Annotated in this window: 10 protein-coding genes; 5 read left to right on the top strand and 5 right to left on the bottom strand. The window is 70.9% G+C overall.

Annotation, left to right across the window (positions count from 1 at the left end):
• Positions 1-586: 586 nt before the first annotated feature.
• Positions 587-1,777, bottom strand: coding sequence for a serine hydrolase domain-containing protein (locus ACFYV5_RS10245; protein ID WP_389166664.1), 1,191 nt, complete (start codon positions 1,775-1,777; stop codon positions 587-589).
• 147 nt (positions 1,778-1,924) lie between these two features.
• Between ACFYV5_RS10245 and ACFYV5_RS10240 the strand changes: the two genes are divergently transcribed.
• Both ACFYV5_RS10240 and ACFYV5_RS10235 read left to right on the top strand, forming a co-directional pair.
• Complete coding sequence (locus tag ACFYV5_RS10240; RefSeq protein ID WP_389166661.1) at positions 1,925-2,494, top strand: PadR family transcriptional regulator; 570 nt, start codon at positions 1,925-1,927, stop codon at positions 2,492-2,494.
• A 98-nt stretch (positions 2,495-2,592) separates the two neighbouring features.
• The gene (locus ACFYV5_RS10235; RefSeq protein ID WP_389166658.1) at positions 2,593-4,314 is read left to right on the top strand and encodes an acyl-CoA dehydrogenase family protein; all 1,722 of its coding nucleotides are present in this window, start codon (positions 2,593-2,595) and stop codon (positions 4,312-4,314) included.
• 130 nt (positions 4,315-4,444) lie between these two features.
• Here the strand turns inward: ACFYV5_RS10235 and ACFYV5_RS10230 are convergent, their stop codons facing one another.
• Both ACFYV5_RS10230 and ACFYV5_RS10225 read right to left on the bottom strand, forming a co-directional pair.
• On the bottom strand, positions 4,445-5,398 hold the full coding sequence (locus ACFYV5_RS10230; RefSeq protein ID WP_389166656.1) for a transposase family protein: 954 nt from the start codon (positions 5,396-5,398) through the stop codon (positions 4,445-4,447).
• A gap of 248 nt (positions 5,399-5,646) precedes the next feature.
• Positions 5,647-6,642, bottom strand: a complete 996-nt coding sequence (locus ACFYV5_RS10225; protein WP_389166653.1) for a GNAT family N-acetyltransferase — start codon at positions 6,640-6,642, stop codon at positions 5,647-5,649.
• Positions 6,643-6,695: 53 nt separating this feature from the next.
• On the opposite strand from ACFYV5_RS10225, the gene ACFYV5_RS10220 reads away from it, so the two are divergent.
• Positions 6,696-7,334, top strand: coding sequence for a TetR/AcrR family transcriptional regulator (locus ACFYV5_RS10220; protein ID WP_389166651.1), 639 nt, complete (start codon positions 6,696-6,698; stop codon positions 7,332-7,334).
• On the opposite strand, the gene ACFYV5_RS10215 is transcribed toward ACFYV5_RS10220, so the two are convergent.
• Both ACFYV5_RS10215 and ACFYV5_RS10210 read right to left on the bottom strand, forming a co-directional pair.
• Positions 7,289-8,989, bottom strand: a complete 1,701-nt coding sequence (locus tag ACFYV5_RS10215) for an alpha/beta hydrolase (RefSeq protein WP_389166648.1) — start codon at positions 8,987-8,989, stop codon at positions 7,289-7,291. The genes ACFYV5_RS10220 and ACFYV5_RS10215 overlap by 46 nt on opposite strands.
• Positions 8,990-9,136: 147 nt before the next feature.
• Positions 9,137-9,799: a response regulator transcription factor gene (locus ACFYV5_RS10210; RefSeq protein ID WP_389167806.1), complete on the bottom strand. Its 663-nt coding sequence runs from the start codon at positions 9,797-9,799 to the stop codon at positions 9,137-9,139.
• Positions 9,800-10,201: 402 nt separating this feature from the next.
• On the opposite strand from ACFYV5_RS10210, the gene ACFYV5_RS10205 reads away from it, so the two are divergent.
• Positions 10,202-11,140: a hypothetical protein gene (locus ACFYV5_RS10205; RefSeq protein WP_389166646.1), complete on the top strand. Its 939-nt coding sequence runs from the start codon at positions 10,202-10,204 to the stop codon at positions 11,138-11,140.
• 9 nt (positions 11,141-11,149) lie between these two features.
• Positions 11,150-12,148, top strand: coding sequence for a YaaC family protein (locus ACFYV5_RS10200; protein WP_389166643.1), 999 nt, complete (start codon positions 11,150-11,152; stop codon positions 12,146-12,148).
• Positions 12,149-12,195: the final 47 nt, after the last annotated feature.

Below are 12,195 nucleotides of genomic sequence, written 5' to 3'. Positions count from 1 at the left end.
ATCTCGACGAGTGGAATCCTCTGGTTCGGCCGGCCCCCGCGGCAAGAACGCCTTTCGGCCGATCCACGCGTGTCCGCGCGGTACGGGACCCGGCGGGGGCCGCGCGGGCCCGGATCGGGGACCTCGCGAGCTGCGGAGGTCGTCAGTGTGCAAACGCTTTCTCGGCTTTGCTGACGGCTTTTCAGGAGGTGTCGGCGGGGCTGGGGCGGCGCCGCGCCGACGGGCCCAGGAAGCGGAAGGGGCTGTACCGTTTCTCCACCTCAGCCGCCGCGCCGCCGTCGCCGCCGGCTCCTCGCGCGCCTCCGGCACGAGCTCTCCGGCGGGCGGGGTGCGGCCGTGCGTCGGAGAGGTAGCGGCCGCACAGATCCCGCCGCGGTCTCGGGAGGGGCCGGGGGCGTGGGGGTCCGTGGTCGTGGCGGAGGGGAGGGCCGTCCGCAGGTCAGTGGTACAGGTGCGGACGCCCCCCAATGCCGTAATCGTTCCCTCTCCTCCGGGTCGACGGGTGTCCGGTTCCCGTCGCGGACACGGGTGGTGGTCCTGACCCGCAGTCGCCCGTTCCCGCCCGTCGCCGCTTCCCGTGCCGGCGTCACAGCGCCGCGTACACCGCCTCGACCAGGGCCATCTTGCGCGGGTCGTCGGCGATACGGGGGCCCATGCGGTTCATCACGTAGCCCAGGGAGATCCCCGACTCCGGGTCCGCGAGGCCGCAGGAGCCTCCGAAGCCGTCGTGACCGAAGGCGCGCGGGTTGGGTCCGTAGGAGGCGTTGGGGCCGCTGAGCCAGAGGCCCAGGGAGCACTCCGTGTCGTGGGTGAAGCCCGCGCCGAGCACCAGGTCACGGCAGGCCCCTTGCCCCTCGCGGGCCCGTTCGGCGGCCGATTCGGAGAGGATCCGGCGCTCGCCGGACCGACCGCGCCCGGCGAAGATCCCGTACAGCTGGGCGACCGCGCGGGCCGTTCCGTGGCCGTTGGCCGCCGGCACTTCGGCGGCGCGCCACTCGGGGCTGTTGGCCTGGGTGGCGCCGACGACCGGGTTGGCGAGGGCAGCCTGTGCCGCGGGCTCCAACTGGGCGAAAAGAGCGGCCTGTTCGCTCGAGGACGAAACTCGCGGGTGTACCAGCTCGGCCGCTCTGACCGCCTCCTTCTCCGGCAGGCCGATCGTGAAGTCGATCCCGAGCGGGCCGGTGATCTCGTCGTGGAGGAACGCGCCGGGCAGCCGTCCGGTGATGCGCCGGATCACCTCGCCGACCAGGAAGCCGTACGTCATCGCGTGGTACCCGGAGCGGGTGCCGGGCTCCCACCACGGCTCCGTCGCCGCGAGCCGCGCCGTCGTCACCTCCCAGTCGTAGAACTCCGTGAGCGAGAGCGGCTCGCGCAGACCCGCCAGCCCCGCGCGGTGCGAGAGGAGATGGCGTACGGGAAGGTCCTCCTTGCCCGCCGCGCCGAACTCGGGCCAGTACGCGGCGACCGGAGCGTCCAGATCGAGCAGCCCGCGGTCCGCCAGCAGGTGGGCGCAGAGCGCGGTCACGCCCTTGGTCGTGGACCAGACGTTGACCACGGTGTCGCGTTCCCAGGGCCGCGTGCGTGCGGCGTCCGCCCAGCCGCCCCACAGGTCGACGACGGTCTCGCCGTGGACCTGGACCGTCACCGCCGCACCGAGCTCGTCCCGTGTGCGGAAGTTCTCCTCGAAGGCGTCCCGTACGGCGGCGAAGCGACGGTCGCAGCGCCCTTCAATCGCGGGGGCGGTGCCGGGTGTACGGGCCGGGCCGGGCTCGGGCATGACGTCCTCCAAGGGCGCTGGGCGGTCCGGTGCAACATACCGACTGGTCGGATCGTATGGAAGACGGTGCTCAAGAAGCGGGTGAGCCGCGTCTCACCCGGGCGGTGGAGCTTGTCTATGCAACGAGTTGCATAGAAGGATCGGGGTGTGGCGATCGAACACGCGATTCTTGTCTCCCTGCTGGAGAAGCCCGGTTCCGGCTACGAGCTGGCCCGGCGGTTCGAGCGGTCCATCGGGTACTTCTGGACGGCCAGTCATCAGCAGATCTACCGCGTGCTCAAGCGCATGGAGAGCGACGGCTGGGTCGACGTCCGGGACGTGCCGCAGCAGGGCCGTCCGGACAAGAAGGAGTACTCCGTCGCGGCCCCCGGACGGGACGCCCTGTTCCGGTGGCTGCACGAGCGCGTCGAGCCCGAGAGTCTCCGGCACGATCTTGCCGTGAAGATCCGGGGCGCGGCCTTCGACGACCCCGCCGCGCTGATCGGCGAGGTGGAACGGCACCGGCGGGCGCACGCCGAGCGCCTCGCCCACTACCTCGCGGGCGAGGAGCGGGACTTCACGGGGCCGGAGGCGCCCGGAACGGCCGGCGGCCCGCCCGACCCGGGGCGGGAACTCCAGCACGTCGTGCTGCGCGGCGGCATCGCGTACGAGCGGATGACGCTCGCCTGGCTCGACGACGTCCTCGCCACCCTCCACCGGCTCGGTTCCGAGCGCTGAACCGCGACCGTACGCCCCGCCAGGCGCACGCCACCGAAGCGCCCCATGGGGGCGACCCGCACCACCCCTCTCGTCCACTCGACCGAAAGACGGAGCACATGGCCGACTCGCTGCTGTTCAACCCGCGCACCTACGACCCGGCGCACTTCGATCCCGAGACCCGCCGCCTGCTGCGCGCCACCGTGGACTGGTTCGAGGAGCGTGGCAAGCGCCGGCTGATCGAGGACTACCGGTCCCGGGCATGGCTGGCCGACTTCCTCGCCTTCTCCGCCAAGGAAGGGCTGTTCGCGACCTTCCTGACGCCCTCCGGCGCCGCCGACGGGCAGCGGGACAAGCGCTGGGACACCGCCCGAATCGCGGCCCTGAACGAGATCCTCGGCTTCTACGGACTCGACTACTGGTACGCCTGGCAGGTGACCATCCTCGGCCTCGGCCCCGTCTGGCAGAGCGACAACGAGGCCGCCCGCGCCCGCGCCGCCGAACTCCTCGACCAGGGTGAGGTGTTCGCGTTCGGCCTGTCCGAGAAGGCCCACGGCGCCGACATCTACTCCACCGACATGCTGCTCACGCCCGACAGCGAGGGCGGCTTCCGGGCCACCGGCTCCAAGTACTACATCGGCAACGGCAACGCCGCCGGACTCGTCTCCGTCTTCGGCCGCCGCACGGACGTCGAAGGCCCCGACGGCTACGTCTTCTTCGCCGCCGACAGCCGCCACCCGGCGTACCGGCTCGTCAAGAACGTCGTCGACTCGTCGAAGTACGTCAGCGAGTTCCGCCTGGAGGACTACCCCGTCTCCGCGGAGGACGTCCTGCACACCGGCCGCGCCGCCTTCGACGCCGCCCTCAACACCGTCAACGTCGGCAAGTTCAACCTGTGCACCGCCTCGATCGGCATCTGCGAGCACGCGATGTACGAGGCCGTCACCCACGCCCAGAACCGCATCCTCTACGGCCGCCCCGTCACCGCCTTCCCGCACGTGCGGCGCGAGCTGACCGACGCCTACGTCCGCCTCGTCGGCATGAAGCTGTTCAGCGACCGCGCCGTCGACTACTTCCGCTCCGCGGGCCCCGACGACCGCCGCTACCTCCTCTTCAACCCGATGACGAAGATGAAGGTGACCACCGAGGGCGAGAAGGTCATCGACCTGATGTGGGACGTCATCGCCGCCAAGGGCTTCGAGAAGGACAACTACTTCGCCCAGGCGGCCGTCGAGATCCGCGGCCTGCCGAAGCTGGAGGGCACCGTCCACGTCAACCTGGCGCTGATCCTGAAGTTCCTGCGGAACCACCTGCTGGACCCGGCCGCGTACGAGCCCGTCCCGACCCGCCTGGACGAGGCCGACGACACCTTCCTCTTCCGGCAGGGACCGGCCCGCGGCCTGGGAGCCGTACGTTTCCACGACTGGCGCCCGGCGTACGACGCGTACGCCCACCTGCCCAACGTCGGCCGCTTCCGCGAACAGGCCGACGCCCTCTGCGACTTCGTCGCCACCGCGGCGCCCGACGAGGAGCAGAGCCGCGACCTCGACCTCCTCCTCGCCGTCGGCCAGCTGTTCGCGCTCGTCGTCCACGGCCAGCTGGTCCTGGAGCAGGCGCGCCTGACGGGCCTCGACGAGGACGTCCTGGACGAGCTGTTCGCCGTTCTCGTACGGGACTTCTCCGCCCACGCCGTGGAGCTGCACGGCAAGGACTCCGCCACCGAGCAGCAGCAGGCCTGGGCGCTGGGAGCCGTCCGGCGCCCGGTCGTCGACGAGGCACGCTCGGGCCGGGTCTGGCAGCGCGTCGAGGCGCTGTCCGGCGCGTACGAGATGGCTCCGTAAAGCCCGGGTCCTCTCGGCCCGCCGGTGTTCCGTCCGCCCTCGGCCCCGTTCGGGCCGAGGGCGGAGGGAGTCCTAGCGACCTCGTGCACGGTAGGTGGTGAGACGTCGCGAACTTCGGTGTGGCCCAGGTTCACGTCTGCCGTGTCGGCTTCAGGTCTACGGTCTGCTGGTGGGACAGCAGGCCGGCGATTGCCTGGACGGTGTCGCTCATGTGCTCGCGGCGGCCGAGGTGGCGGGCCAGCGCCCGCCAGTTCTTCAGATGAGCGATGCCGTGCTCGACACGGATACGACGTGAGGAGTGGGCTTTGCGCTGTCGTTCGTGCATTTCCTCGTACCAGTCCGGGGCGTTCTTCTTGAACTTGCGGTGCGGTGGTGTCACCACCCGGCCGCCGGTCTGCGCGCTCAGGCCCTGGTAGCCGGCATCGGCGAGGATCTCGACCGCGGGCCCGTCGGCCAGGAGCCTGACCAGCCCTAACTGGCGGGCGTGAGTGATGTCCGCGCAGCTCGCGGGCCGTGCTGGGCTGCACCACAGCACGCGGCCTTCGCCGTCCGTGACGACCATGGACTTGACGGCGTTCTGCTTGTTCTTGCCGGAGATGAACGTGTCGCGGTCCTTGCGTCCGGCGGCGGGCCGACGGACCCGGATCTCGGTGCCGTCGACGATGCCAACCGTACCGCTCGCGCCGAGATAGTCGACGACCTCGGCCAGAGACCGCAGCCGCACGTCGGGGCTGACGGTGCATCCTCGCTCGGCGAGCAGGGGCCGCACCTCACCGACGGCCCGGGTGATGGTGGAGCGGTCCACGCCGAACCAGCAGGCCAGCACGTCGTGGGTGACCCCGTGACGGAGATGGACGAGCGTGGCCAGGAGCCGGTCGATGAACACCAGCCGGTGCTTGGCGCCGGCGCCCACGGCCCGCTTCCGCGGTCGAGCGGCAAGCCTCTCTTGGTGACGCTCTTGCCACAACGGGCCGATCTCCTCGACGAGTTCAGCAATCACCCCGGGAGTCAGGCCCGCGATTTGCCGATTACTGATGATCACCGCACGCGTTGAGTTCCCCACCACCTGACCATGATCAACCATCCAGGCCCGACGTCTCACCGCCTACCGTGCACGAGGTCGTAGGGCGTGTTTCGAAAGTCCCGCCTGGCCCGCGACGCCTGGCACGCACTCCCCCGTAGCCCTTCGGGCACGGGAGGTGCCCCCACGCTGCGTTGTCGGAGTCATCCAAGTACGTCCAGTACGAGGATGATCCTCCGCCTTGCGATTGCACGCACCAGACGCCGCGGGCCCCGCCCTGCGGGCGGACGGCGCTACTTTCGAAACACGCCCTAGGCGTCGACCCAGGCCATCGAGCTCATCCGCCAGCCGGCGGGCGTACGGACGAACTGGGTGGTCTTGCGCCCGGAGCCCTCGAACCACGCGCCGTCGAGGAAGCCGGACTTGCGGTACTCGCTGAACCGGTGCGCGATCGTTCCGAGGACCTCGGTGCGTTCGGCCACCTCCCACTCGGAGAACTCCGTCAGCGTCCCGTCGGTGAGCATCTTCTGCCGGGGCTCGATGAACGCGTCGAGGTCGTAGACCACAGGATCGGCCCCGGCGTTGCTGATGATCCTTCCCTCCGGAATGAACACCTCGCGGACGACATGGACGTCCGGCCGGCTGTCCCCGGTGTTGGTGAACGCTCCGAAGAAGGTGTGCGTCAGCCGGTCGAGCTCCGCCTTGACGTCCGGCGCGGGCGCGGGTGCGGACACCGGTACGGGCGCGGGCACGGGTGAGGCCCCCGCGGGGGACCACTCCTCGGAGAGGAGCGACCAGATCTCGCTGTCGTGCCGCTCGCCCCGGTACGGATAGCGCTGCCGCAGCACACCGTCGCGGGTCATGCCGAGCCGGCGCGCGGCCTCGATGCTCCGGGTGTTGCCCGACCCGACCACCCATTCGACCCGGCTCATCCCGCGTTCCCCGAAAGCCCAGTCGATCAGCGCCCGGCAGGCCCGGGTCACCAGCCCCCGCCCCGCCCCGTCGGCCTCCAGCCAGCAGCCGATCTCACAGACCCCGGACGCGGCGTCGAACTTCGTGAACATGACCCCGCCGACGAGTGTGCCGTCCAGCCAGATCCCGTAGATCCGGCGGGTGTCCGTCGCCTGGTCGTCGGCGTACCGCTGCAGGACGGCGGTGGCGGAGTCGAGGTCGGTGCTGAACGTCGCCCAGGGTATCCAGGGGTCCACGTACGGCCGGGCGCGGTCGATGTGATCGAGGAACTCCTGGGCCTGCCAAGGCTCCAGAGGGCGGAGCCGGGCGTGGTCACCGAGCGGCAGAGCGAACACGGATGCCTCATTCCCTGGGTACGTAACAAGCGTTCGGTATGTAAAGTAGCAGCATGCCACCCGCACCCGGAGACCGTGAAGCCCGCCGCGAGGACGTCTCGCAGGCGGTGTGGCACGTACTCGCCGACAAGGGGTTCGGCGGTCTGACCCTGCGTGCCGTCGCGGCGGAGATGGGCGTCTCGACCGGGATGCTCATGCACTACTTCCCGACCAAGCGGGCCCTGATCGCGCACGCCCTGGACCTGTTGGAGAAGCGCACCGCGGAACGGCCCCGGCGTGAACGTCCCACCGAGGGCCTCGCCGCCCTGAGGGCCGTCCTGCTCGACATCCTGCCGCTGACCCCCGACGACACCGCCCGTAACCGCATCTGGGTGAGCTCGTGGGACCTGGCCCTCGCCGACGACGCACTCGGCGCGGACCAGGCCGACCGCTACTCCCGTCTCCGCGCGACGATCCGTCCCCACCTCGAAGCCGCTCGCGACCGCGGCGAGCTGCCGGAGACCGCCGACGCGGACCAACTGGCCGCCACCGCCGTCGCGTTCACGCACGGACTCGTCGTCCAGGCGCTCTTCGACCCCGGCCGGTTCCCGGAGGACATTCAGACCGCCATGCTCGACGGCTTCCTCGCCTCGCTCGCCCGCCCGGTTCAGCAGGCGGTCCCGGAGGGAACCGTCCTCCGCTCGATGAGGTAGTCGTCGACGTGGTGCGTGAGGCAGGTGTTGCTGCGGCCGTACGCGGTGTGGCCGAGGCCCTCGTAGGTGAGCAGCATGCCGCCGGGGAACTGGGAGGCCAGACTCGCCGCCTCCGCGTAAGGGGTGGCGGCGTCGCCGGTCGTGCCCACCACCAGGACGGGTGCGACACCCTCGGCGCTGACCCGATGCGGCCTCGGCGCGGAAGCGGTGGCGGGTGCGGACGCGGGCCCGGAAGCGGGTGCGGGTGAGGGCGTGGGCCAGTCCTTGCAGGCGAGTGCCATGGTCACGCCGGAGGTGCCGTACCGGCCGGCGGCCTTCTCCGCGGGGGCCAGGGCCTCCCAGTACGGCTGCGGATCGCGGGGATGCGGGACGTCGAGGCAGTTGACGGCCAGGAGCGCCGCGTCGCTGTTGTCGGAAGGAACCTCCGCGCCGGGCTCGTCGGCATCGCCCGGTCCGTCCGACGGGGCAGCGGTCGCGGAGTCGTCGGACTCGGGTGCCGGTTCCTCGGACTCCGCGAGACGCGCCAGCTTCGTACCGTCGCCGCGACCCGCGTCGCTCAGGGCTTCGGACAGGCTCTTCCACTGCGCCTCGGGCGTGTACATCGACATGACGAGCGCTTCGAGCAGCACGTTCGCGTCGGCGCCGTACTCGGCCCCCTCTATCGGCAGCGGATCGCGCGCGGTCTCCTCGAAGAGCCGGTCGATCAACGTCCGTATCTCCTCGGGGGTGTCGCCGGGACAACTGTCTCCCGCCACGTCGGCGCACGAGGCGATGTAGTCGTCGACGGCTCGCTCGAAGCCCGCGCCCTGGCTGATGGCTCGCTTCGACCAGTCCAGGGAGGGGTCGACCGCGCCGTCGAGGACCATCGCGCGGACTCGGCGCGGGAACTGCTCGGCGTACGCCGTGCCGAGACTCGTCCCGTACGACCAGCCGAGATACGTGACCTGGGGCTCCCCGAGCGCGGCCCGCAGTACGTCCATGTCCCGGGCCACGTCCTGCGTGCCGACATGGCGCAGGATGGCGGCGCTGTGCCGCACGCACGCGTCGGCCTGCTCCTTGGCGGCCGCGAGGGCCTCGGCGCGCTCGCTCGGGGCCTTCGGGAAGAACGGATCGGCCGGGGCGGGCTCCGAGCCCGTCTCCTCGCGGGTGTCGGTGGCCTTCTCGTCGGTCTCCTCATCTCCCCCGCATGTCAGCGCCGGCGAGCTGCCCCCGACGCCGCGCGGGTCGAACGAGACGATGTCGAAGCGGGCGCGCACCGTGGCGGAGAACGAATCGGCCATGCCCTCCTCCAGGAGGGACGTCACTCCGGAAGCACCCGGTCCGCCGGGGTTCGCGATGATCGAGCCGATCCGCCGGGCGGGCTTCGCGGTGACCGCTCGGGCCACCGGAAGGACGAAGGTCTTCCCGTTCGCCGGGTGGGCGTAGTCCATGGGGACCGTGAGCTCGGCGCACTGGTACGCACCGCACGCCGTCCAGTTCAGTTTCTGCTGGTAGAAGGGTGTCAGCTCGGGCCGGTCGGCGGGGTCGACATGCCGGGTCGCCCCCGGCGCCCGGCCCTTGCCGGGCCCTGGCTCAGAGGTGCAGGCGGCGAGCGTGGTGGTGCCGACGACGGCGAGGACGACGGCCAGGGCGTGATGGCGGACAGCGCGGTTCAACGAGGTGCTCCCATGTTCGGTTCGCTGGGAGCATGACGGGCCGATGCTGAGGATTTGATGAGGACGACCGGGACCGGTCGGCCGAGGTGGGGGCGGTGGCCGGTCGCCCGATGCGGGCCGTTCGACCGACGTGGGTGGGTCGGCTCGTCACAGGTCGTCGCAGGCGAGGCGGTATCCGACACCCCGGACGGTGTGGATGAGCGGCGGCTCTCCCAGCTTGCGGCGGAGCTGGGAGACGAGCACGTCGAGGACGTTGGACTGCGGCTCGGCCATCTCGTCCCAGCAGCTCTCCAGCAACTCCGCCCGAGAGACCGCCTGGTCGGACCGCGCGGCCAGCATCTCCAGGACCGCGAACTCCCGGCTGGTCAGCGCGAGCAGCACACCGGCGCGACGCACACGCCGACGCGCGGTGTCGACCTCAAGGTCGCCGATCCGGTGGACGGGCGGTCGGACGGTCGCGGCCCGCCGGCAGAGGCTGCGGACCCGGGCGACCAGCTCCGGTACGGCGAACGGCTTCACCAGGTAGTCGTCGCCGCCGCTCGCGAAGCCCTCGACACGATCGGTGACCGAGTCGCGGGCGGTCAGGAAGAGCACCGGGACCGCGCTGCCGCCGCGGCGCATCTCCTCCACGTACGCGGCGGCGTCCCCGGACGGAAGCATCCGGTCGAAGACGGCGCAGTCGTACGAGGTGACGAAGAGCGCCTCGTCGGCCCGGGGCAGGTCGGCTGCCTCGTCGACGGCGAGCCCCGCGGCACGCAGCGCCGCCGCCACACCGAATCGCAGATTGTCGTCGTCCTCGACCAGCAACACTCGCACGCCGCCCACCCTAGGGGGTGTCGTGCCGATCAGGCCGGGCTCGCGTGCCCTGGCACCGTTCCCCCGTAGCCCTTCGGGCACGGGAGGTGCCCCCACACCGCGTTGTCTCCCTCCTCCGCCTTGCGAGCCGTCCCCTCGGCCCTGGCGGGCCTGGGGAGACCCCATGCACCAGACCCCGCTCCCTGATCCGGCCTGATCGACGAGAGAACATGGCCAAGCTCGCCGACGATCCGCCGGAGGTCCGGGCAGCCGCCCAGGCCGTCGTCGACGGGCCGGCCGGGCCGGCACGATCGCCTCGTACTGGACCGAGGTCCCGCTGCCCGCCACCGGCAGCTGGAACGCGCCCGGCAAGGGCGGCGCCCAGGCAGACATCGTCCTGACCGCCCCGCAGGACCGGTGCCGCTGCTGTTCATCGAGGTCGACAACTGCCACGAGGCTGCGGAGGAGCTCGCCGACAAGCTGGAGAAGTACGCCCGGTTCTTCCGGCGGAAGGTGAAGGACACCGACGGACGTGAGCGCCCGATGTGGCGCACCCGCTGGAGCGCTCCGGCCACTTGGTCCGGTGATGCGGCGCACCCGCCCGTGCTGCTGGTGTTCAACCGCGTCGGCGAGCGCAACCCCAACCGCACCGTCCCGCGCCTGCAAGAGCTGACCCGTCACCTGTGGCAGGGAGAGCGGTACGAGGACCACCACGTCTACGACGGGAGGATGCCGATCATCGCGACCGGCCTGAACCACCTGGGCGAGCACGGCCCGGAGGGACCGGTGTTCCTCCGCCTCGGGCGCGACTACATGCAGCCCCTGCGGGAAGCGATTGGCAACCCCCGGCGTGAGGCAGCCGACGCTCGCGAGCAAGAGCAGGCCAAGGCCCGCCAGCAGGAGTACCAGGCACAGGTGCGGCGGGCGGCCCAGGAGCAGGAGGCGAAGAAGGCAGCCGAGCGCGAGGCCCGCCGTCCCGTCTGCACCGAGTGCGGTGCCGCGTTCACCGACGAACGGTGGAAGGCGACCGAGCGCGTCGGCTGGCTTCCCCAGAGCCCCACCCGACTCTGTGCGCGGACTGCGACCGGCGCTTCGTCACCGACCTTCAGCAAGCCTGGTCGGACGAGCACGGGCATGAATAGCAGGGCCCGGCCGTGCCCGGGCAGAAGGCGGGCGGAACCTGGCTCTCCCGCTTCCGCAGGTGAAACGACCGCACCCCGGCTGTCAGCGGCAGCCGCCAGGCTGAAACGGATGGATCGTGATGACGAACAGCTGCTGCGCCGCCGGTCTACGGCACCGACCACAACCCCCTGGGTACCGAATACCTCTCAGACCGATGTCAGTGCCGAGGGGTAGCGTCGGCGCATGTACATGAAGGCGGATCCTGACGAGGCGTGGGAGAAGCTGCGTGCGAGCCGGGCGAACCCGCCCGGCAAGGCTGGCGGTGGAGCGCGCCGGAAGACGTACGCGGCGGCCCTGGAACAGGCAGAGCAGATGTTCCGCGCGGCCGCCGTGGTGGGCCCGGCCACTCGACCCCTGCAGGTCTTTTACGGCTTGAGCCAGGCCGGCCGTGCCATCGCCGCGGCGGCGGTCGATCTCAAGGACGAGCACTGGCGACTTGACGGGCACGGCATCCGGGCTAGCGGCTTCGACAAGCCCTTCGCCGACATCGAGATCCGCACTGACCCCGCGACATCGCGGGGCAGTTTCGTGCGGCTGAGTCGGCTCCTCGACTCCCCGGTCTGGGGCAAGGACGATCCCGTGCGGCTCGAGGATGTCTGGGACTTGCTGCCGGTCAACCTCGAGTACCCGCTCACGGACCGGAACCGGCACCCCGCCCTGTACACGAACGATGTCAGCATCCACGGCGACCCCCACCCTCTGCTGCACGTCCCGGTCTGCGACATCCCAGACTGGGTCATCGACAGCGGTAGTCAGGAGACGGTGAACGAGTTCTTCGCGAAGTACCCGGGCCTCGCCCAGCATCACGAGTACGTCCGCCGGACACCCCGCCCCGACGGGCCACCCGACTTTACCCGCTACGACCGCGGCGGTGGCGAACTCCGGGTGAGTTGGCTCATGCCCCAAGGACACGAGCGCGTCGGCCTCACTCGGAGCCACGGCCGGTCACGCTGGTTCTTGCCGGCGATCCCACCGACTGGCCGGGAACCACACTTGCTGATGGCCTGGTGGTCGGTCGTCTACACGCTCTCGATGCTGGCCCGCTACGAGCCGGCCGGATGGGCCGGACTCATCAGGGTGGACAGTAACCACCACGCCGTCCCCGTCGAGAGCCTGCTGAAGCGGGCCATCGACTTCCTCCCGGGCCTCATCGTGGCCACCGTCGAAGAGGTCTCAGGCTGACGCACGGACAAGCCAGCGGAACCGGCCAGGAACACCCTGTCCAGCCC

The sequence above is a fragment of the Streptomyces sp. NPDC003035 genome (assembly GCF_042888285.1).
GTDB lineage: Bacteria > Actinomycetota > Actinomycetes > Streptomycetales > Streptomycetaceae > Streptomyces.
This window is presented reverse-complemented; position numbering and strand designations above follow the sequence as displayed.